General features: G+C 76.2%; 18 protein-coding genes. 10 read left to right on the top strand and 8 right to left on the bottom strand.

All coding sequences use genetic code 11. From position 1 onward, the window contains the following. Positions 1-55: 55 nt before the first annotated feature. Together ACI79E_RS17105 and smc are read left to right on the top strand one after the other, a co-directional pair. On the top strand, positions 56-247 hold the full coding sequence (locus ACI79E_RS17105) for a hypothetical protein (RefSeq protein WP_456933767.1): 192 nt from the start codon (positions 56-58) through the stop codon (positions 245-247). Positions 248-321: 74 nt separating this feature from the next. After that, complete coding sequence (gene smc, locus ACI79E_RS17100; protein WP_456933766.1) at positions 322-3,888, top strand: chromosome segregation protein SMC; 3,567 nt, start codon at positions 322-324, stop codon at positions 3,886-3,888. A 16-nt stretch (positions 3,889-3,904) separates the two neighbouring features. Here the strand turns inward: smc and ACI79E_RS17095 are convergent, their stop codons facing one another. Further along, positions 3,905-4,720 carry an endonuclease/exonuclease/phosphatase family protein gene (locus tag ACI79E_RS17095; protein ID WP_456933765.1) on the bottom strand — a complete coding sequence of 272 codons (816 nt, stop codon included), beginning with the start codon at positions 4,718-4,720 and terminating at the stop codon, positions 3,905-3,907. A 4-nt stretch (positions 4,721-4,724) separates the two neighbouring features. Further along, a complete protein-coding gene (locus ACI79E_RS17090; protein ID WP_456933764.1) occupies positions 4,725-6,404 on the bottom strand; it encodes an alkaline phosphatase D family protein in 1,680 nt (559 codons plus the stop codon). Between the two features lie 71 nt (positions 6,405-6,475). Here ACI79E_RS17090 and ftsY point away from each other — a divergent pair, with 71 nt between their 5' ends. Beyond that, entirely contained in the window at positions 6,476-7,687 is a 1,212-nt protein-coding gene (ftsY, locus tag ACI79E_RS17085; RefSeq protein ID WP_456933763.1) for a signal recognition particle-docking protein FtsY, read from the top strand. On the opposite strand, the gene ACI79E_RS17080 is transcribed toward ftsY, so the two are convergent. From ACI79E_RS17080 to ACI79E_RS17065, 4 genes are read right to left on the bottom strand one after another with little or no spacing between them, the layout of a single operon-like run. Continuing rightward, positions 7,688-8,464 (bottom strand): energy-coupling factor ABC transporter ATP-binding protein, encoded by a 777-nt coding sequence (locus ACI79E_RS17080; RefSeq protein WP_456933762.1) that lies wholly within the window; start codon positions 8,462-8,464, stop codon positions 7,688-7,690. Continuing rightward, entirely contained in the window at positions 8,461-9,243 is a 783-nt protein-coding gene (gene cbiQ, locus ACI79E_RS17075) for a cobalt ECF transporter T component CbiQ (RefSeq protein WP_456933761.1), read from the bottom strand. Before cbiQ ends, ACI79E_RS17080 begins: the two co-directional genes overlap by 4 nt. 1 nt (position 9,244) lies before the next feature. Further along, the gene (locus tag ACI79E_RS17070) at positions 9,245-9,571 is read right to left on the bottom strand and encodes a PDGLE domain-containing protein (protein WP_456933760.1); all 327 of its coding nucleotides are present in this window, start codon (positions 9,569-9,571) and stop codon (positions 9,245-9,247) included. Next, positions 9,568-10,269: an energy-coupling factor ABC transporter permease gene (locus ACI79E_RS17065; protein WP_456933759.1), complete on the bottom strand. Its 702-nt coding sequence runs from the start codon at positions 10,267-10,269 to the stop codon at positions 9,568-9,570. Before ACI79E_RS17065 ends, ACI79E_RS17070 begins: the two co-directional genes overlap by 4 nt. 351 nt (positions 10,270-10,620) lie before the next feature. Between ACI79E_RS17065 and ACI79E_RS17060 the strand changes: the two genes are divergently transcribed. From ACI79E_RS17060 to ACI79E_RS17035, 6 genes are all read left to right on the top strand, one after another. Further along, positions 10,621-11,955: an ammonium transporter gene (locus tag ACI79E_RS17060; RefSeq protein WP_456933758.1), complete on the top strand. Its 1,335-nt coding sequence runs from the start codon at positions 10,621-10,623 to the stop codon at positions 11,953-11,955. Then, positions 11,952-12,290 (top strand): P-II family nitrogen regulator, encoded by a 339-nt coding sequence (locus ACI79E_RS17055; RefSeq protein ID WP_097208882.1) that lies wholly within the window; start codon positions 11,952-11,954, stop codon positions 12,288-12,290. The genes ACI79E_RS17060 and ACI79E_RS17055 overlap by 4 nt, the downstream gene beginning before the upstream one ends. Before the next feature lie 95 nt (positions 12,291-12,385). Next, positions 12,386-14,767, top strand: a complete 2,382-nt coding sequence (locus ACI79E_RS17050; protein ID WP_456933757.1) for a [protein-PII] uridylyltransferase — start codon at positions 12,386-12,388, stop codon at positions 14,765-14,767. Between the two features lie 84 nt (positions 14,768-14,851). After that, complete coding sequence (locus tag ACI79E_RS17045) at positions 14,852-15,070, top strand: hypothetical protein (RefSeq protein ID WP_456933756.1); 219 nt, start codon at positions 14,852-14,854, stop codon at positions 15,068-15,070. Positions 15,071-15,287: 217 nt separating this feature from the next. Next, complete coding sequence (ffh, locus tag ACI79E_RS17040) at positions 15,288-16,874, top strand: signal recognition particle protein (protein WP_456933755.1); 1,587 nt, start codon at positions 15,288-15,290, stop codon at positions 16,872-16,874. Positions 16,875-16,884: 10 nt separating this feature from the next. Then, on the top strand, positions 16,885-17,967 hold the full coding sequence (locus tag ACI79E_RS17035; RefSeq protein WP_456933754.1) for an amidohydrolase family protein: 1,083 nt from the start codon (positions 16,885-16,887) through the stop codon (positions 17,965-17,967). A gap of 25 nt (positions 17,968-17,992) precedes the next feature. Here ACI79E_RS17035 and ACI79E_RS17030 read toward each other — a convergent pair whose 3' ends face one another. Together ACI79E_RS17030 and ACI79E_RS17025 are read right to left on the bottom strand one after the other, a co-directional pair. Further along, on the bottom strand, positions 17,993-19,246 hold the full coding sequence (locus tag ACI79E_RS17030) for a HAMP domain-containing sensor histidine kinase (protein WP_456933753.1): 1,254 nt from the start codon (positions 19,244-19,246) through the stop codon (positions 17,993-17,995). Further along, positions 19,243-19,929 carry a response regulator transcription factor gene (locus tag ACI79E_RS17025; protein WP_456933752.1) on the bottom strand — a complete coding sequence of 229 codons (687 nt, stop codon included), beginning with the start codon at positions 19,927-19,929 and terminating at the stop codon, positions 19,243-19,245. Before ACI79E_RS17025 ends, ACI79E_RS17030 begins: the two co-directional genes overlap by 4 nt. Before the next feature lie 123 nt (positions 19,930-20,052). Between ACI79E_RS17025 and ACI79E_RS17020 the strand changes: the two genes are divergently transcribed. Further along, complete coding sequence (locus tag ACI79E_RS17020) at positions 20,053-20,661, top strand: hypothetical protein (protein WP_456933751.1); 609 nt, start codon at positions 20,053-20,055, stop codon at positions 20,659-20,661. Positions 20,662-20,830 lie beyond the last annotated feature (169 nt).

Below are 20,830 nucleotides of genomic sequence, written 5' to 3'. Positions count from 1 at the left end.
ACCGTCGTACGGGGCGCAGGTCACTCACTCACGCAGTCGAAAGGCCGCATCCACCATGGCCAAGGCCCTGTTCGGTCACGTCGTCCCGTCCGCGGAGCTCCGAGTAGTCGAGGAGAACGCCGTCCTGCGGGCCAAGGTGCGCCGGCTGGAGCAGGAACTGCAGGAACTGCGCGCCCAGCGGGACGCCGCCATCGCCCACGAGCTGCTGAGCATCGCCGGCGACCGCGCCGAGCCGGCGCTGGCGTAACCGTAGAACCGCCGGCCCCGTCCGGAGGCTCGCCCCGAGCTCGCGAGGGGTGAGAGGGACGGGGTCCTTCTACCGTGCACCTGTCGAGCCTGACGCTGAAGGGCTTCAAGTCCTTCGCGTCCGCGACGACCCTGCGCCTCGAGCCGGGGATCACCGCCGTCGTCGGCCCCAACGGCTCCGGGAAGTCCAACGTCGTCGACGCCATCGCCTGGGTCCTGGGTGAGCAGGGCGCCAAGAGCCTGCGCGGCGGCAAGATGGAGGACGTCATCTTCGCCGGCACCGCCGGCCGCCCGGCCCTGGGCCGCGCCGAGGTGACGCTCACGATCGACAACGCCGACGGCGCCCTCCCGATCGAGTACACCGAGGTCTCGATCACCCGCCGCATGTACCGCTCCGGGGAGAGCGAGTACGAGATCAACGGCGACAAGGTGCGCCTGCTCGACGTCCAGGAGCTGCTCAGCGACTCCGGCATCGGCCGGGAGATGCACGTCATCGTCGGTCAGGGCCAGCTCGACGCGGTCCTGTCCGGGCGTCCCGAGGACCGCCGCGCCTTCGTGGAGGAGGCCGCCGGCGTCCTCAAGCACCGCAAGCGCAAGGAGAAGGCGCTCCGCAAGCTCGACGCGATGCAGGCCAACCTGGACCGCCTCGGGGACCTCACCGCCGAGCTGCGCCGCCAGCTCAAGCCGCTGGGCCGGCAGGCCGAGGTGGCCCGCCGCGCCGCCGGGGTCCAGGCCGACCTCCGCGACGCCCGCCTGCGGCTGCTCGCCGACGACCTGGTGCAGCTGCGTGACGCCCTGGAGAAGGACGTCGCCGACGAGACCGCCGCCCGGCAGCGCCGCACCGCCGTCGAGGCCGAGCTGGCGCGCACCTCGACCCGCGAGGCGGCCCTGGAGGCCGAGCTGGCCGCCAACGCGCCCCTCCTGGGCGGGGCGCAGGACACCTGGTACCGGTTGTCGGCGCTCACCGAGCGCTTCCGCGGTGTCGCCCAGCTGGCCGCCGAGCGGCACCGGCACCTCTCCGCCGCCCCACCCGCTGCGGCCGGCGGGCGCGACCCCGACCAGCTGGACGCCGAGGCCGACCGGGTCGCGGCCACCGAGGCCGAGCTCGCCGCCGGGCTGGAGGCCGAGCGGGGCCGGCTGGCCGCCGCCGTCGCCGCCCGCGGGGAGCTCGAGACCGCGCTCGCCGAGGCCGAGCGGGCCTGGGTCGCCGCGGCCCGGGCGCTGGCCGACCGCCGGGAGGGGCTGGCCCGGCTGTCCGGTCAGGTGGCCGCCGCCCGCTCGCGGGTCGTGGCGGGGGAGTCGGAGCTCGAGCGGCTCGCGCTGGCCGCGGGCGAGGCCGCCGACCGCGCCGAGGTCGCCGCCGAGCGGCTGGCCGAGCGCCGCGACGAGGTCTCCGACCAGGAGGACACCGACGTCGCGCTGGTCACCGCGCACCAGGACGCCGTCGCCGCACACACCGCCGCGGCCGCCGTCGTCACGGAGCTGGCCGCCGCCGAGCGGGCCGCCGAGCGCGACCGCGCCTCCTGGCAGGCCCGGCGGGACGCCCTGGCCCTCGGCCTGGCCCCCGCCGACGGCACCGCCGCCGCGCTGGCCGCCGGCCTGCCCGGCGTCCTCGGTCCCGTGGCGGAGCGGATCACCGTCGAGTCCGGCGCGGAGGTGCCGCTGGCCGCGGCGCTGGCCGGCCTGGCCGACGCGCTGGTCGTCGACGGGGTCGCCGGCGCCGCGGGCGTGCTCGCCCACCTCCGCGAGGTCGACGGCGGCCGGGCGGGGCTGCTGGTCACCGGCGGTCTGCCGCCCCTGCCCCGGGAGGGCTGGCCCGAGCTGGCCGGCGCCGCCCGCTGGGCGCTGGACCTGGTCACCGCTCCCGAGGAGCTGCGCCCCGCCCTGGCCCGCACGCTGGACCGGGTCGCGGTCGTGCAGGGGCTCGACGACGCCGTCGCCCTCGTGCGCACCCACCCGCGGGTGCGGGCGGTCACCGCCGACGGCGACGTCGTCGGGGCCGACTGGTCGGTCGGCGGGTCGGCCAACGCCCCCTCCGGCCTGGAGGTGCGCGCCCGGGTCGACGAGGCCGACCGCGAGCTCACCGCCGCCGCGGCGCGGGCCGCCGAGCTCGCCGACCGGCTGGCCGCCGCCCGCTCCACCGCCCGGGACCGCTCCGCCGACGTCGAGGCCGCCCTCGCCGCCCGCCAGGCCGCCGACCGCACCCGCTCGGCGGCCGCCGCGCAGCTGGCCGAGCTGGGCGCCGCCGCCCGCTCCGCCGCCGCCGAGGCCGAGCGCTCCGCGGCTGCCCGCGTCCGCGCCGAGCAGGCCCTGGAGCAGGCGCAGACCGCCCTGGCCGGCCTGGAGCAGCGGCTGGCGGAGGCGGAGGCCGCGCCGGTGGAGGAGGAGCCCGACCCCGCCGTCCGCGACCGGCTGCGGCTGGAGACCGCCGCCGCCCGCCAGGCCGAGACCGAGGCGCGGCTGGCGGTGCGCACCGCCGAGGAGCGGGCCCGGGCGCTGTCCGGCCGCGCCGAGTCGCTGCGCCGGCAGGCCCGCCAGGAGCGCGCCGCCCGGGAGCGGGCGGCCGCCGCCCGGGTCGCCCGGGAGCGGGGTGCCCAGGTCGCCGCCCGGGTGCGCGCCGGCGCGGAGGCGGCGCTGACCGCCCTGGCCGCGTCGCTGGCCCGTGCGGCCACCGAGCGCGACGAGCTGGCCCGCGTGCGCACCGCGCGGGAGGCCGAGCTGCTCGAGGTCCGGACGGCGGTCCGCACGGCCACCGCGGAGCTGGAGCGGCTCACCGACGAGGTGCACCGCGACGAGGTGGCCCGCACCGAGCAGCGGTACCGCATCGAGGCGCTGGAGGCCCGCGCCGCCGAGGAGTACGGCGTCGACCTGCCCACGCTGCTGGCCGAGTACGGCCCCGCCGCGCCCGTGCCGCCCACGCCCGCCCGGGTCGCCGCGGCGCAGGCGGCGGGGGAGGCCGAGCCGGAGCCGGAGCCCTACGACCGGGCCGCACAGGAGCGCCGGGCCGCCAGGGCCGAGCGCGACCTCGCCACGCTGGGGAAGGTCAACCCGCTCGCGCTGGAGGAGTTCGCGGCCCTGGAGGAGCGGCACTCCTTCCTCGCCACCCAGCTCGAGGACCTCAAGGCCACCCGGCGCGACCTGCTCACCGTCGTCCGCGAGGTCGACGAGCGCATCCACTCGGTCTTCGCCTCGGCCTTCGCCGACGTGCAGCGGGAGTTCGAGCAGGTGTTCGCGACGCTGTTCCCCGGCGGCTCGGGCCGGCTGACCCTGACCGACCCGGAGGACATGCTCACCACCGGCGTCGAGGTGGAGGCCCGCCCGCCGGGCAAGAAGGTCAAGCGGCTGTCGCTGCTGTCCGGTGGCGAGCGTTCGCTGACCGCCGTCGCACTGCTGGTCGCGATCTTCCGGGCCCGGCCCTCGCCGTTCTACGTGCTCGACGAGGTCGAGGCGGCCCTGGACGACGTGAACCTCGGCCGGCTGCTCACCCTGGTCGAGCAGCTGCGGTCGACGTCGCAGCTGATCATCATCACCCACCAGAAGCGGACGATGGAGATCGCCGACGCCCTGTACGGGGTGAGCATGCGCGGCGACGGCATCACCGGCGTCATCAGCCAGCGCCTGCGCGAGGCCGAGCCGGCCTGAGGGAGGACGGGTCCTCCTACACGCCGGAGGGGACCTCGAGGTCGACGACGACCGGCAGGTGGTCCGAGGCCCCGGCGCCGTCGAGCACGCGCGCCCCGGCGACCGCCACCCCCGGCGTCACCCACACGTGGTCGATCCGCCGGTGCGGCCGCCGCGCGGGGTGGGTCAGGCCCTCGTCCTGCTGCCAGAACCGCCAGCCCGCCTGGTCGTCGCGGTCGCGGGCGAGTTCCCAGGCGTCGGTGAACCGCTCGCGCAGCGCCGCCAGCTCCGGCGCGTCCGGCGCGGTGTTGAAGTCGCCGACGAGGACGCCGGCCGCCATCGGCTCGGTGTGCAGCGAGGCCAGCCGGGCGGCCTGCGCGGACCGCTCCCCGGCCGTGCGGGTGGACAGGTGGGTGGTCGTCACCCACAGCGTGCCGCCGTCCAGCTCCACCATGGTGCGCAGCGCGCTGCGCGGCTCGCCGCTGGCCGGCAGCGGGTGGACGTCGCTGACCAGGATCGGCAGCCGGGAGAGCAGCGCGTTGCCGTACTGGCGGCGCTCGCGCTCGTCGCGGCGGGGCTCGTCGATCGCCGGGCCCCAGGCCAGCTGCATGTCCAGGGCCCGCGACAGCAGCAGCGCCTGGTCGACGTCCTCGCTGCGGTCGCCGAAGTGGCGGTCGACCTCCTGCAGGCAGATGACGTCGGCGTCGGCGGCGGCCAGCACCTTCGCCAGCCGCGGCAGGTCGTGGCGGCCGTCGTCGCCGACCCCGTGGTGGGTGTTGAAGGTGACCAGCCGGACGGGGATGGGCGGCTGGTCGGGGCCCGGTGCGGGCTTCGTCCCGGTCGCGTCGGTCACCGTCTCAGCCTGTCACCTCCGCGGCCACGGGGTCGGACAGCGGCAGGTCGGCGACCTCGCGCAGGGAGTCCCCGCCGTCCTGCGAGCGGTCGCAGACGAACAACCGGAAGCGCGCCTCGCGGCCCTCGAGGACCAGCTCGCCCAGCTGGTTGCCGAAGTAGGGGCCGGCCACCTTCGCCCAGTCCAGCTCCGAGCGGCGCACGCGGGCCAGCCGCGCCATGCCGGTGGTCAGCCGGCGTGCCCAGCGGCTCCAGCCCATCCGGAAGCCGACCTTGATCGGGTGCGGCGCCTGGTTGTGCAGCGGCGAGACGGTCAGCTGGTGCACCCGGGTGGTGAGCCCGCCGGGGGAGACCAGCTCGGCGGCGTAGGCGTGGTGGACGTCGCCGGAGAGCACCAGCGCGGTCACCGGCGCCCGGCCGTGCTCCCCGCGGGCCACCGCGACCAGGGCCCGGCCCAGCCGCTCGAAGGAGTCACCGAACGCGGCCCAGTGCTCCAGGTCCGCGGCCTGCCGCAGCCTCTCCGACAGCCAGCCCACCGGCCGGCCGAGGTGGCGGCCGTTGAGCGTCTCGTTCCACCGCTCCAGCTCGTGGATGGCGTGCGGCAGCAGCCACGGCAGCGACGTCCCGAGGACGAGGTGCTCGACCCCCTCGTCGACGGCGCGGCGCAGCGCCGCCTCCACCCAGGCGAACTCCTCGTCGTCGAGCATCCGCCGGCGCTGCTCGTCGAGGACCCGCCCCGCGCGGCTGTCGATCATGACCATCCGCGCGTCGCCCCAGTGCCGCACGAAGCTCCACCGGACCGACCGCGGGTCGTTGTCGGCGGCGTCGGCCATGGCCCGCAGCACCGGCTCGGCGTCGTCGGGGTGCGCGCGCACCGCCTGCCACGTCGCGTTCTCCGCCAGCTCCTGCGGGCTGAGGTTGCCCAGGTGCTGGTACACCCAGTAGCTGACCAGCCCGCCGCTGATCCGGTGCTCCCACCACTCCTGGCCGGTGACCGTGCGCCGCCAGGCGGCCGAGGTGTTCCAGTCGTCGATCATCTCGTGGTCGTCGAAGATCATCGAGGACGGGATCGTCGACAGCAGCCAGCGCACCTGCGGATCGCTCCAGGACTCCGCGTAGAGGCGGGTGTACTCCTCGAAGTCCGCGACCTGGCTCCCGGACGGCGTGTGCTCGCCGCGGCGCAGCGCCAGCCACCGGCGGGTCGCCCCGGTCAGCTCGTCGGCGTAGACCTGGTCGCCCAGCAGCACCAGCGCGTCGGGCCACTCCGTCTCCGGCCGCCGGGCGAGCCGGGCGGCGTAGGTGTCCAGCGCGTCCGGCGGGATGCCCTCGCTGACGTCGACGGTGCTGGGGGTGGCGTAGCGGCAGGACCCGAACGCGATCCGGAAGGGCCCCGGGCGGCCAGGCGTCCGGATGCGGCTCTCGGGGAACGGCGAGGCGGCCTCCGGCCACACCCGGTCACCGTCGAGCCGGACGTCGTAGGGCGTGGCGCTCCCCGGTTCCAGCCCCTCGACGACGACGAGGGCGAAGTGGTGCCCGGCGACGGTGAAGGTCCGGGCACTGCGGTCGAGCACCGTCACCTCGCACGGCCGGTCGGTCTCCACCCACACGGTGGCCGAGACGGGGTCGACGTGCCGCAGGAGCGGTCCGAGCAGGAGGACCGGGGACTCCCGGCCGGGCAGCGGCATGCCGACCAGCGTGGCCCACGGAGCTGGATTCCGCCCAGACCTGGCCGAACGCGGGCTGGGAGACTGACCACATGGAGTTCGTGCTGATCGCGGTCGCGATCCTCGTCGTCGCGCTGGTCCTCGGGGTCAGCCTGCTCGTCGGCCGTGGCCGCCGCACCACCCGCCTGGACGACGATGCCGTCGCCGGCACGACGCTGACCCGCCCGCGCCCGCCCGCGCCCACGGCGGAGCCACGGCCGACCGGTTCCACCGCCAGTGGCCTCGGGCTGCCCCCGGAGACGGAGGCACCGCCGGCGCCGGAGGTGCCGCTGCCGCCGGCCGAGCCGGAGCCGGGCCTGGTCTTCGAGACCCCGCCGCCCTCGGCGGGCCGGCTGGTGCGGCTGCGCTCCCGGCTGGCCCGGTCGCAGTCCTCCCTGGGCCGCGGCCTGCTCACCGTGCTGGCCCGCGAGCGGCTCACCGAGGACGACTGGGAGGAGGTCGAGGAGACCCTCCTGGCCGCCGACGTCGGCGTCGCGGCCACCACGCAGATCGTCGAGCGGCTGCGCACGCAGTCGATGGTGCTGGCCACCGCCTCGGGGCCGCAGCTGCGGCAGCTGCTGGTCCGGGAGCTCACCGCCGTCCTGGGGCCCGACCTGGACCGCACCCTCGCCGTCGACCGCCGGGAGGGCCGGCCGGGCGTGGTGCTGGTGGTGGGCGTCAACGGCGCCGGCAAGACGACGACGGTCGGCAAGATCGCCCGCGTGCTCGTCGGGGACGGCAAGAGCGTGGTGCTGGGCGCGGCCGACACCTTCCGCGCCGCCGCCGCCGACCAGCTGGAGACGTGGGGCGAGCGGGTCGGCGTCCTCACCGTGCGCGGGCGCGAGGGGGCCGACCCGGCGTCGGTCGCCTTCGAGGCGGTCCGCACCGGCGTGGAGGCCGAGGTGGACACCGTCGTCGTCGACACCGCCGGCCGGCTGCACACCAAGGGCGGCCTCATGGACGAGCTCGGCAAGATCAAGCGGGTCGTGGAGAAGGTCTCGGCGGTCACCGAGGTGCTGCTGGTCCTCGACGCGACGACCGGCCAGAACGGCGTCGTCCAGGCGCGGGTGTTCACCGAGGCCGTCGACGTCACCGGCGTCGTCCTCACCAAGCTCGACGGCACCGCCAAGGGCGGGATCGTCGTGTCGGTGCAGCGCGAGCTCGGCATCCCGGTGAAGCTGGTCGGGCTGGGGGAGGGCGCCGACGACCTCGCGCCGTTCGAGCCGGAGGCCTTCGCCGAGGCCCTCGTGGGTGGCGCGGACTGATCAGGGGACGTTGGCCGGGTCGAACCCGTAGGGCAGCTCCAGCCGGTGCCGCGCCAGCAGCGCGGTGTCGGCCAGCAGCTCACGGGTCGGCCCGTCGGCGACCACGATCCCGCCGTCCAGGACCACCGACCGCGGGCACAGCTGCAGGGCGTAGGGCAGGTCGTGGGTGACCATCAGCATGGTCACCGGCAGGCTCGTGAGCACCTCGGCCAGCTCCCGGCGTCCGGCCGGGTCGAGGTTGGACGACGGCTCGTCCAGCACCAGGACCTCCGGGTGCATCGACAGGACGGTGGCCACCGCGACCCGCCGGCGTTGCCCGAAGGACAGGTGGTGCGGCGGGCGGTCGGCGGCGCCGGCCATGCCGACCTGGTCCAGCGCGGCGGCGACGCGGGCGGCGACCTCACCCTCGGGCAGGCCGAGGTTGCGGGGACCGAAGGCGACGTCCTCGCCGACGGTGGGCATGAACAGCTGGTCGTCGGGGTCCTGGAAGACGATGCCGACCCGCCGCCGGATCTCCTGCAGGTGGCGCTGGTCGACCGGCAGGCCGGCCACGGTGACCGATCCGCGGCCGCCGCGCAGGATGCCGTTGAGGTGCAGCACCAGGGTGGTCTTGCCCGCGCCGTTGGGCCCGAGCAGCGCCACGCGCTCACCGGCCTCGATCCGCAGGTCGACCCCGAACAGGGCCTGGTGCCCGTCGGGGTAGGCGAAGGCGAGGTCCTCGACGAGCAGGGAGGGCTCGGACCGGGGGCTGTCCGGCGGCGAGGGGGCGGCGTTCACCCCAGGAGGAGACCAGACGCCAGGACGGCGCCCGCGGCCAGCGGCAGGGCGAGGGCGCCCAGCCAGGCCTGCACCGGCACCGCGGCGGCGGGACCGCTGGGCATCCGACCGGTGTAGCCGCGCGACAGCATCGCCAGGTGCACCCGCTCGCCGCGCTCGTAGGAGCGGATGAACAGCGAGCCGGCCGCGGGGCCGAGCACCCGCAGCGCGCCCAGGTGGCGGCCGCGGAAACCGCGGGACTCCCGGGCCACCCGCATGCGGCGCAGCTCCCCAGCGACGACGTCGGCGTAGCGGAACATGAACATCAGGATCTGCACCAGCACCGAGGGCAGCCGCAGCCGCTCCAGCCCGCGCACCAGCGCGCGGGGTTCGGTGGTGGCCGCGAGCACGGTGGCGGCGAGCACCGAGAGGGTCGCCTTGGCCAGCAGCCCGCCGGCGGCGACCAGCCCGCTCTCGGACAGCGACAGACCCAGGACGTCGACCCGCGGGCCCCGCGCGACCACCGGCAGGAGCAGGGCGAAGAGCAGGAAGGGCACCTCGACGACCAGGCCCCGGGCCAGCCGGCGCGGGCCCAGACCGGCCAGCGCCGCGGCGCCCAGCACGAGCGCGAGGTGGCCGGCGTAGGCGGCCCAGGCCCACGGCGCGTGCACCGGGGTGGCGACCACGACGAGGGCGAAGCCGAGGACGGCGACGAGCTTCAGGTGCGGCTCCAGCCGGTGCACCGGGCTCGTCCCGGGGAGGTAGGCGGCGCCGAGGGCGCCGCCGTGCCCGGCCCCCACGTCAGTCGCCGGTGCCGGCGGGTTCCCGGCCGCGCCGGCGGACGAGGAGGGTGAGGCCGCCGGCCAGCACCAGGGTCGCGGCGACGCCGACGACGCCGGCCAGCCCACCGGAGAGCCGCTCGGAGTCCACGCCGGCCACCGCGTAGTCGGCGAGGGGGGAGTCGGCCGCGGCGCTGTCCTCGGCGGTGTGGGAGAACCCGGTCTCCTCCGCGGCCCACTCCAGCCCGTCGGGGGAGCCGCTGGCGTACCAGCTGCCCACCCCGGCGACCAGCAGCGCGACCAGCAACCCCGCGATCCAGAGGCCGCGGGTGCGACGGGGCGCGCTCATCGGGCGCCGGCCTCGGCCGGTGCGGACCTGCGGGCGAGGTCGGCGGGGCGGCGCAGGGCCGCGGCGCCGTGCACGAGGTCGGGCCGGACGGCGAGGACCGCACCGAGGACGGCGACGCTGATCGCCGCCTCGCCCAGACCGATGAGCAGGTGGATGCCGCCCATGGCGGTGGCCACGGTGCCGAGCGGGACGTCGGCGACGCCGCCGACGGCGAACAGGCCGACGAAGGCCAGCGCGGAGGCGGGCACCGAGAGGAAGGCGCCCACGCCGGCCGCGGTCAGCACGCCGGTGCGGGTGCGCGGCAGCACGGCCGACAGCAGCCGGAAGACGCCGTAGCCCACCCCCACGGCGACCAGGCCCATGAGCGTGACGTTCGTGCCGAGCGCGGTGAGCCCGCCGTCGGCGAACAGCACCGCCTGGACCAGGAGGACCACGGTCATGCAGAGCACCGCCGTCCACGGTCCGACCAGGACCGCGGTGAGCGCGCCGCCGATCAGGTGGCCGCTGGTGCCGGCGCCGACGGGGAAGTTCATCATCTGCACCGCGAAGACGAAGGCGGCCGTGAGGCCGGCCAGGGGAGCGGTGCGCTCGTCGAGCTCGCGGCGTGCGCCGCGCAGGGCCACCGCGACCATGCCGGCGGCCACGGCCCCGGTGGCCACGGACGTCGGGGCGTCCAGGAACCCGTCGGGAACGTGCACGCTGCCTCCTCGGGATCGGTCGTCGGCGCGGGCAGGGCCTGCGCCGTCGCGACCCTATTGCACCTCCTTCGCAGTTGCACACGGGTCGCAACAAGGGCCGCCGGTCCGGGGCCGCCGCTCCTCCAGGGACCGCCGCAACACGGCTGGAACACACCGGCCGGACACGCGGCCCGGAGTTCACCGTCCGGAAACAGCGACACGTCCTCATCGGAAACAGGTGGACGGCACCGTGAACGCCACGTCGCCACCGGCCGGGACACCGGTCGGGGAGCGCAGCCCCACCCGGTGCACCCCGGTGCGCCGGCCCGCCACCCGCGGCCGTCCGGCCCGAACCCACCTCAGGAGGTTGCCGTGGTCAACACCGGCGACACCGCCTGGATCCTCACCAGCGCGGCGCTCGTGCTGCTGATGACCCCAGGCCTGGCCCTCTTCTACGGCGGCATGGTCCGCGCGAAGAGCGTGCTCAACATGATGATGATGAGCTTCGGAGCGCTCGCGCTGATCGGCGTCCTCTGGGTGCTCTACGGCTACTCCCTCGCCTTCGGCAACGACGTCGGCGGTGGCCTGCTGGGCAGCCCGACCGAGTTCCTCGGGCTCAACGGGCTGATGGAGGACCTCACCTCGGAGTCCGGCGGGCTGCCCACGATGGCCTTCGTCGGCTTCCAGGCCGTGTTCGCCATCCTCACCGTGGCCCTCATCTCCGGCGCCATCGCCGACCGCGCCAAGTTCGGTGCCTGGATGGTCTTCGCCGGCATCTGGGCCACGGTCGTCTACTTCCCGATCGCCCACTGGGTGTTCGACTTCGACGCCGAGGGCCACGTCGGCGGCTGGATCGCCAACGACCTGCTGGCGATCGACTTCGCCGGCGGCACGGCGGTGCACATCAACGCCGGTGCCGCGGCCCTGGCGCTGGCGCTGGTGCTCGGCAGGCGCCGCGGCTTCGGCCGCGAGGCGATGCGCCCGCACAACCTCCCGCTGGTCATGCTCGGTGCCGGCCTGCTGTGGTTCGGCTGGTTCGGCTTCAACGCCGGCTCGGCGCTGGCGGCCAACAACTCCGCGGCCGTCGTCTGGGTGAACACCCTGGTCGCCACCAGTGCCGCGATCCTCGGGTGGCTGGCCACCGAGAAGCTGCGGGACGGGCACGCCACCTCGCTGGGCGCCGCCTCCGGTGCGGTCGCGGGCCTGGTCGCCATCACGCCGGCCTGCTCGTCGGTCTCGCCGATGGGCGCGATCGTCCTGGGCCTGGTCGCCGGCGCCCTGTGCGCCCTGGCCGTGGGGCTGAAGTACCGCCTGGGCTACGACGACTCCCTGGACGTCGTCGGCGTGCACCTCGTCGGCGGCCTGTGGGGCACCATCGCGGTCGGCTTCCTCGCCACCGCGGAGGCCCCGGCCGGTGTCGACGGCCTCTTCTACGGCGGCGGCGTCGACCAGTTGTGGCGGCAGGTCGTCGGGGCCGTGGTGGTCCTGGCCGTGTCGTTCGTGGTCACCTGGATCATCGGGACCGCCATCCAGAAGACCATGGGCTTCCGCATCACCGAGGAGGACGAGGTGACCGGCATCGACACGGTCGTGCACGCCGAGTCCGGGTACGACTTCACCTCCCTCACCAGCGGCGGTGGCTCCACCGCACCACTGACCGGCCAGGCGCGCGCCGAGGCCCGTAACACGGAAGGGGTCCGGGCATGAAGCTCGTCACCGCCATCGTCAAGCCGTTCAAGCTGGACGACGTCAAGAACGCCCTCGAGCTGATCGGCATCGCCGGGCTGACCGTCAGCGAGGTCCAGGGCTTCGGCCGCCAGCGGGGCCACACCGAGGTCTACCGGGGCGCGGAGTACCAGGTGGACTTCGTGCCGAAGGTCCGCATCGAGGTCGTCGTCGGCGAGATCGACGCGGCCCGGGTGGTCGACGCCATCGTGGAGGCGGCCTCCACCGGCCAGATCGGCGACGGGAAGGTGTGGGTGACGACGATCGACGAGATCGTCCGGGTCCGCACCGGTGAGCGCGGCGCCGACGCCCTCTAGTCGCAGGGCGACGCGACGCGCCGGCCGGGGTGGTGGGAGGGCCCGCCACCCCGGCCGCCGTCGTCTCTGGGTCAGGAACGAGCGGAGGGGGAGACGTGCTGGACACCGGGTCGCTGCCCGCACTGCCACGGGCACGGCGGGGCGAGGAGCTGGACTCCTGGCTGGCCGGACTGCTGGACGAGGCCGTCGCCGGCACGCCGCCCCCGCGCCTGAAGCGGGGGGCGCCGCCGGCCCGGACGGGCACCGAGGGGATCGCGCTGGTCGCGGTCGGCAGCCTGGGCCGGCGCGAGCTCCCGCCGCACGGGGACCTCGACCTCGTGCTCGTGCACGACGGCCGGCCGGAGATCGCCGCCCTGGCCGACGCCGTCTGGTACCCGATCTGGGACGCCGGCCTGCGGCTGGACCACTCCGTGCGCACCGTCACCGAGGCGGTCGGGGTCGCCTCCACCGACGTCAAGGCCGGGCTCGGGCTCCTCGACGCCCGGCTGGTCGCCGGTGACGCCGACCTCGCCGCGGCCCTGCGCACCGCCACCCTGGCCAGCTGGCGCCAGTCGGCGTCCCGGCTGCTCCCGCAGCTGCGCGACCTGCGCCGCGGCCGCGCCCGGCAGGTGGGGGAGCTGGCGTTCCTGCTCGAGCCCGACCTGAAGGAGGCCTACGGCGGGCTGCGCGAGGGCCAGGTGCTGCGCGCGGTGGCCGCGGCCCAGCTGGCCGACGAGCCCACCGCCGAGGCGGAGGCCGCCTACGCCTTCCTGCTCGACGTCCGCGACGAGCTGCGCCGGCGCTCCGGGCGGGCGACCGACGTCCTGGTGCGCCAGGAGCAGCGGCCGGTGGCCGTGGCCCTCGGGCTGTCCGACGAGGACGCCCTGCTGCGCGAGGTGAGCCTGGCCGGCCGGCGGCTGGCCTTCGTCGCCGACGAGACCTGGCGGCGGGTGGAGGCGGCCCTGGTGCGCCGTCCCCGCGGCCGCTACCGGCGGGTGCGCCGGGAGCCACTGGCCGAGGGCGTGGTCCGGCAGGGCGACGAGGTCGTGCTGGCCCGGGACGCCCGTCCCGCCGCCGATCCCGGGCTGGTGCTGCGCGGTGCCGCCGCCGCGGCCCGGGCCGACCTGCTCCTGTCGCCCTACACCCTCAAGGTGCTCGCGGTGCACTCCCCGCCGGTGCCCGAGCCGTGGCCGGCCGAGGTGCGCTGGTCGTTCCTGCGGCTGCTGGCCAGCGGCCGGTCGGCGGTGCCGGTGCTCGAGCAGCTGGACCAGGAGGGGCTGCTGTCGCGGCTCCTGCCGGAGTGGGACCGGGTCCGCTCCCTGCCGCAGCGTCACCCCTGGCACCGGTTCACCGTCGACCGGCACCTGGTGGAGGCCGCCGCGGCGGCCGCGGAGCTGACCCACGACGTCGACCGCCCCGACCTGCTGCTCGTCGGTGCGCTGCTGCACGACATCGGCAAGGGCTGGCCCGGTGACCACAGCGTCGTCGGGGAGCCGATCGCGGCGGCGGTGGCCACCCGGATGGGCTTCGCCGACGCCGACGTCGCCACGCTGGCCGCGATGGTGCGCCACCACCTGCTCCTGCCCGACACCGCCACCCGCCGCGACATCGACGACCCCTCGACCATCGACCGGGTGGCGGCGACGATCGGCTCCGACCCCGCGCTGCTGCAGCTGCTGCACGCCCTGGCGCAGGCCGACGGCGCCGCGACCAGCTCCTCGGCGTGGAGCCCCTGGAAGGCCCACCTCGTCGCGGCGCTCGTCGCCCGCGTGCAGGGGCGGCTCAGCGGCACCCCGCCGCGGGAGCAGGAGCCCGTGCTGCACCCGGTCGAGCCCCAGGTGAGCTCGGCCCCGGTGGACCTGCCCGGGGGTGCGGCCGGCGTCACCGTGGGGGTGGAGGACGTCGCCGACGGCCAGCAGGTCACCATCGGCGCCCCCGACCGGCCCGGTCTGTTCAGCTCCCTGGCCGGGGTGCTGGCGCTCAACCAGCTCGACGTGCGCGCGGCGAAGGTCAACGTCGTCGACGGTCGGGCCACCGCCGTGTTCGCCGTCCGGCCGCGGTTCGGGCGGGTGCCGGTGCCCTCGATCCTGGCCGACGCCGTGCGCGCGGCCCTGGAGGGGACGCTGCCGCTGGCCGACCGGCTGCGGCAGCGGGAGGCCGACTACCGGCAGGACGGCGTGCGGTCGGCCCCGCCGCGGATCTCGTGGCACAACGGCGAGGTGACCGGGGACGCCACCGGCATCGTCGAGGTGCGGGCCGGCGACCGGGCCGGCCTGCTCTACCGGCTCACCGCGGCCCTCGCCGGCGAGGGGCTGGACGTGACGTCGGCCCGGATCGAGACCCTCGGCGCCGACGCGGCCGACCACTTCTACGTCAGCAACCCGTCGGGGGTGCCGATCGACGACGGGCAGCGGACCCGCGTGGAGGCCGCCCTCACCGCCGCCGTCCGCGGTCGGGTGGCCGACCCGGTGCCGGACCGCGGGGACACGCCGGGCTGAGGTCCGCGGTTCTGTCGGTACCCCGTGCCACCGTCGCGGGCGAGTGGGACGGAACGGTCCCACCGACGGGGAGGGAGCCAGCTCATGGACCACCGGTCCTTCGAGATCGCGACGGCCGAGGGGCGCGTGTGGCGCTGCCCGGCCTGCGGCGACGACCGGGAGTTCGTGCAGCCACCGTGCGTCGACGGCCACACCGAGGACGGCGGGGAGTGCCCGGAGTGGGCCTGCGCCGACTGCGGGGCCGCGGTGGTCTCCGGCTCCGGTGCCGCCGTCGTGGCCGCGTCCGCCGCCCGGGCGGCCTGAGCGGGGGCCCGTCCTCCCCACCCCCGCGAGCTCGCGACCGGGCCCGGGACGGGCCGTCCCGAGGGCCGGCCGCCGCGCGCGCCACCGTTCCGCGCGCGGCGCTCGTTAGGCTGGTCCGGAGGTGGCGCGACGGTGCCGGGGTCCCCCAGGTGCCGGAGCCGAGCAGCCGGTCGGTCCGACCGGCCGGCCGCGCCCGCGACGTACCCGAGGACGTGCTGTGTTCGAGACCCTCTCCGACCGCCTGGACAAGGTCTTCAGCGGCCTGCGCGGCAAGGGTCGGCTCACCGATGCCGACATCGACGCGACCGCGCGCGAGATCCGCATCGCGCTGCTGGAGGCCGATGTCGCCCTGCCGGTCGTGCGGGCGTTCATCAACGCCGTCAAGGAGCGGGCGCGCGGCGCCGACGTCTCCCAGGCGCTCAACCCGGCGCAGCAGGTCATCAAGATCGTCAACGAGGAGCTCATCCAGATCCTCGGCGGGGAGACCCGGCGGCTGCGCTTCGCCAAGCAGTCGCCGACGGTCATCATGCTGGCCGGTCTGCAGGGCTCCGGTAAGACCACGCTGGCCGGCAAGCTCGGCCGCTGGCTGAAGTCCCAGGGCCACACCCCGCTGCTGGTCGCCGCCGACCTGCAGCGGCCCAACGCGGTCAACCAGCTGTCGATCGTCGCCGGCCAGGCCGGGGTGGACGTCTTCGCGCCCGAGCCCGGCAACGGCATCGGCGACCCGATCCGGGTGGCGGCGGACTCCGTCGAGCACGCCCGCCGCACCATGCACGACGTCGTCGTCGTCGACACCGCCGGCCGGCTGGGCATCGACGCGGAGCTCATGGCGCAGGCCGCCGGCATCCGCGACGCCGTCCAGCCGGACGAGACGCTGTTCGTCGTCGACGCGATGATCGGTCAGGACGCCGTCACCACGGCCGAGGCGTTCCGCGACGGCGTGGGCTTCAGCGGCGTCGTCCTGACCAAGCTCGACGGTGACGCCCGCGGTGGTGCGGCGCTGTCGGTCCGGTACGTCACCGGCCAGCCGATCATGTTCGCCTCCACCGGCGAGAAGCTCACCGACTTCGACGTCTTCCACCCCGAGCGGATGGCCTCGCGCATCCTCGGCATGGGCGACGTGCTGACCCTCATCGAGCAGGCCGAGCAGGCCTTCGACGCCGAGCAGGCCGAGCGGATGGCCGGCAAGCTCGCCTCGCGGGAGGGCTTCACCCTCGAGGACTTCCTCGAGCAGATGATGGCCATCCGCAAGATGGGCCCGATCGCCAACCTGCTGGGCATGCTGCCCGGCGCCGGGGCGATGAAGGAGCAGCTCAAGCAGGTCGACGACCGCGACCTGGACCGCACCGCGGCGATCATCCGCTCGATGACGCCCGAGGAGCGGGTCAACTCCAAGATCATCAACGCCTCGCGACGGGTGCGCATCGCCAACGGCTCGGGCGTCACCGTCACCGAGGTCAACCAGCTGCTGGAGCGCTTCGCCCAGGCCCAGAAGATGATGGGACAGATGGCCGGCAGCATGGGCCTGCCCGGCATGGGTCCCATGTCGAAGAAGGCCCGCGGGCGGCAGATGCAGGCCCAGACCCGGGGCAAGGGCAAGAAGGGCAAGGGCAAGGGGAAGGGCGGTCCGGCCCGCCGGCCCGCGGGCGCGCCGGGCCTGCCGCCCGGTGCCGGCCTGCCCGGCGGCCTGCCGGGTGGGTTCCCCGGCGGGATGCCGTCGCTGCCGCCCGGCCTGGCCAACGGCCAGGGCCTGCCCGACCTCACCAAGCTGAACTTCGACAAGCCCGGGGACGAGCGGCGGTGACACCGGCTCGATGAGCTCGCCGGCGCTGCACCTCTCGGGGGTGGTGCTCCCGGAGGGGGAGCACCGCGACCTGTGGGTCCGCGACGGCCGGATCACCTCCGAGCCGGTGCCCGGCGCCGAGACGGTCAGCCGCGGCGGCTGGCTGGTGCCGGGGCTGGTCGACGCGCACTGCCACGTCGGCATCGGTCCCGGCGGGGTGCCCGTCGAGGACCTCGCCGGCCTGCGGGAGCAGGCACTGGCCGAGCGGGCCGCGGGCGTGCTGGCGTTGCGCGACTGCGGCTCCCCGGTCGACACCCGGGTCCTGGACGGCGAGCCCGACCTGCCGCACATCGTCCGCGCCGGCCGGCACCTGGCCGCACCGCGCCGTTACATCCCCGGCCTGGCGGTCGAGCTCGCGCCGGACGACCTCGCCGCCGCGGTGCGCGTGCAGGCCCGCCGCGGCGACGGCTGGGTGAAGCTGGTCGGCGACTGGATCGACCGCGGGATCGGCGACCTCGCCCCCGAGTGGCCCGCCGACGCCGTCGCCGCCGCGATCACCGCGGCTCACGAGGAGGGCGCGCGGGTCACCGCGCACACCTTCGGCACCGACGCGCTGCCCGACCTCATCCGGGCCGGCATCGACTGCATCGAGCACGGCACCGGGCTGACCGAGGAGCTCATCGGGGAGATGGCCGCCCGCGGCACCGCCGTCGTCCCGACGCTGGTCAACGTCGAGAACTTCCCCCAGTTCGCCAGCGCGGGCGAGGCCCGGTTCCCCGCGTACGCGAGCACGATCCGGCGCCTGTACGCGTCCTCGGGCGCGGTCGTGCGCGCGGCGTTCGAGGCCGGCGTGCCGGTGTTCGCCGGCACCGACGCCGGGGGCGGCATCGCGCACGGCCGGATCGCCGACGAGGTCCGCGCGCTGGCAGCGGCCGGGCTCCCGCCGGAGGCGGCGCTGGCCGCCGCGTCGTGGGCGGCACGCGACTGGCTGGGGCTGCCCTGCATCGAGGAGGGCGTCCCGGCCGACCTGGTCGTGTACGAGACCGACCCGCGGGCCGACCTCGACACCCTCGCCCGCCCGCAGCTGACGGTCCTCCGCGGGCGCCTGGTCTGAGCGGGCCGGGCGACCGGCCGGCGGATCACGCGGGGGGCGGGCCCAGGTCGAGGGTGACCGTCGTGCCGGCGGGGGAGGAGCTCACCCGCATCGTGCCGCCCGAGCCCTCGGCGGTCCGGCGGGCGATGTCCAGCCCGAGCCCGGTGGAGCCCGCGCCGCTGTGCCCCCGCGCGACCGCGGACACCGGCAGGCCCGGGCCGTCGTCGGCGACCGTCACCTCCGCGCCGCCGCCGTCCCGCGGGCGGACGGCGACCCGCAGGCCGGTGCCGTCGGGGGTGTGCGCGAAGACGTTGCCGAGCAGCGCGTCGACGGCGGCACCGAGGTCCGCGGGCGCCACCCGCACGGGCAGGGGCTCCTCCGGGAGCGCCACGGTGAGCGCGCGGGCCTCCTCCTCGGCGAGCACCGACCAGAACCGCGCCCGCTCGCCCACGACGGCGACCGCGTCGCACCCGGCGCCGAGCCCCTCCCGCACCGGGCGCCGGGCCTCGGAGATCACCTCGTCGATCCCGCGGGTCAGCGCGTCGACGTCGCCGGCGAGCCGGTCGCGGTCGGCGGGTGGCAGGGCCTCGACGTCCAGCCGCAGCGCGGTGAGGGGGGTGCGCAGCCGGTGCGCGAGGTCGGCGGCGGCCTCCCGCTCCGCGGCCAGCAGCTCGCCGATCCGGCCGGCCAGCCGGTTCACCGCGAGGCCCACCTCCCGCACCTCGTCCGGCCCGGCCGGGGTCACGCGGGCCGACAGGTCTCCGCTGCCCAGCCGGTGCGCCGTCGTCGCCAGGTCGGTGACGGGGCGGGTGAGCGAGCGGGCCAGCAGGTCGGCGACCAGGAGGGCGAGCACGAGCAGCACGATCCCCAGCCCGGCGAGGACCCCCCACGTGCGGCCCACGCCCGCGCGCAGCTGCTCCTCGGGGACGAACACGTCGATGACCGCCGTCCCGGTGTCGCCCCGCCGGACCGGCTGCAACAGGTGCACCCCGTCGTCGGTCCCGCGCTGCTCCGCGCCGGCCGGGGCGGCGTCGGCGCCGAGCACCCCCTGCCCGCCCAGCCACCGGCCGTCGGTCCAGCGCACCGTCACGGTGCGCCCGTCGGAGGCGCCGACGACGGCGGTCACGTCCTCGAGCTCGTCGAGGCCCACGGTGGGCACGAGGAACTGCAGCTGCACCTGGGCCGCGTCGAGGGCGCGCGACTCCGCCACCTGGGCCACCAGGTACGCCGCGGGCAGGAGGAACGCCAGCAGCACGACCGACGTGGTCGCCGCCACCAGCAGGGTGATCCGGCGCCTCACCGTTCGGGCTCGGCCAGCCGGACGCCCACGCCCCGGACGGTCTGCAGCAGCCGGGGCTCGGCGGCGGACTCGCCGAGCTTGCGGCGCAGCCACGACAGGTGGACGTCGACGGTCTTGTCCGACCCGCCGTAGGGCAGCTGCCACACCTCGGTGAGCAGCTCCCGCTTGGACACCACCGTGCCGGGGCGGGCGGCCAGGTAGGCGAGCAGGTCGAACTCCTTGGGCGAGAGGTCGACCGGTACCCCGGCGTGGGTGACCCGGCGGCTGCGCGGGTCGACGGTGAGGTCGCCGACGGTCACCGGCTCCGGCCCGCCCTCGGCGCCGGAGGCCCGGCGCAGCACCGCGCGGATGCGGGCCTCGAGCTGGCCCGCGGAGAACGGCTTGACCACGTAGTCGTCGGCGCCCGCGTCCAGGGCGGCCACCACGCTGCCGTCGTCGTCCCGGGCGGTGGCGACGATGACCGGGACCGCCGACACCGCGCGCAGCATGCGCAGCAGCTCACCGCCGTCGAGGTCGGGCAGGCCGAGGTCGAGGACGACGAGGTCCGGCCGCTCCTCGACCGCCAGCTGCAGGCCCGTGAGCGCGGTGCCGGCCGAGGTGACGGCGTGCCCGCGCTCTCGCAGCGCCCGGATCAGGGCGGTGCGGATCCGCTCGTCGTCCTCCACGACCAGGAGCTGGGCCACGCCGGGACGCTAGCGCCGATCCGGCCGGTCGCGACGGCCCCCCACCCAGGGGGATGAGATCGGTCCCTGCCCTTGTCACGCTCTTGAGGTGGCCTTAACCGTCCCGGCGACAGAGTCCGCGCCATGAAGCGAACCGTGGCCTTCGGAGCCCTCTGGACCGCGTCGGCGGCTGCGGCCGTCGGACTGGGATTCCTCGCCGTCTCCTTCGTGGACGCCGACCGGACGCCGCTCACCCAGCCGGCCGCCGCCACCGGGTCGACGGCGGCCACCCCGTCGCTGCCGAGCGCGGCGGACCCCACCACGACCGTCCCCACGCCGGAGCCGCCCGTCGCGGCGCCGGCGTCCGGGGAGTACGCCACCGTCGGCGGCACCATCTACGCCTCGTGCGACGGCGGCGTGCTGCAGGTGGCCGCGGCACCGGCGGTGGGCTGGTGGCTGGACGACCAGGACGCCGGCGGGGAGGTCGAGTTCGAGAGCCCGACCCAGAAGGTGGAGGTGCACGTCGCCTGCACCGACGGCTCCCCGTCGTTCTTCGACGAGGGCGTGCGCTCCGACGACAACGAGCGGGAGGACTCCAGCTCGTCGTCGCGGGCGTCGGTCACCCCCGGGGTCCCCGCTCCGGGCTCTCCCGGTGTGGCGGTGGACGACTCCGACGGCCGCGTCGGCGGTGGCCACGGGTCCGACGACGGCCCCGGTGACGACCGCGGTCGCGGTCGCGGCAGCGACGACTGACACCACGGGACCCGTCAGCTCCGCCGGGTCCGGCCACTGCGGGCCGGGCCCGGCGGCTCGTCGGTCCGCAGCACGACGCGCTGCGCGGCGCGGGAGGGCAGGACCTCGCGGGTCCACGGGGAGGGCTCAGCGGCGCTGCGGGAGGGCCGTGGTCGCGGTGTGGGTTCCT

Source organism: Geodermatophilus sp. SYSU D00079 (assembly GCF_054050635.1).
This window is presented reverse-complemented; position numbering and strand designations above follow the sequence as displayed.

Bases quoted from the DNA above. Each gene is read 5' to 3' on its own strand.
- ACI79E_RS17105 (WP_456933767.1), top strand. From the start codon at position 56: ATGGCCAAGGCCCTGTTCGGTCACGTCGTCCCGTCCGCGGAGCTCCGA.
- ACI79E_RS17090 (WP_456933764.1), bottom strand. From the start codon at position 6,404: ATGCCGCTGCCCGGCCGGGAGTCCCCGGTCCTCCTGCTCGGACCGCTC.
- ftsY (WP_456933763.1), top strand. From the start codon at position 6,476: ATGGAGTTCGTGCTGATCGCGGTCGCGATCCTCGTCGTCGCGCTGGTC.
- ACI79E_RS17070 (WP_456933760.1), bottom strand. From the start codon at position 9,571: ATGAGCGCGCCCCGTCGCACCCGCGGCCTCTGGATCGCGGGGTTGCTG.
- ACI79E_RS17055 (WP_097208882.1), top strand. From the start codon at position 11,952: ATGAAGCTCGTCACCGCCATCGTCAAGCCGTTCAAGCTGGACGACGTC.
- ACI79E_RS17045 (WP_456933756.1), top strand. From the start codon at position 14,852: ATGGACCACCGGTCCTTCGAGATCGCGACGGCCGAGGGGCGCGTGTGG.
- ACI79E_RS17035 (WP_456933754.1), top strand. From the start codon at position 16,885: ATGAGCTCGCCGGCGCTGCACCTCTCGGGGGTGGTGCTCCCGGAGGGG.
- ACI79E_RS17020 (WP_456933751.1), top strand. From the start codon at position 20,053: ATGAAGCGAACCGTGGCCTTCGGAGCCCTCTGGACCGCGTCGGCGGCT.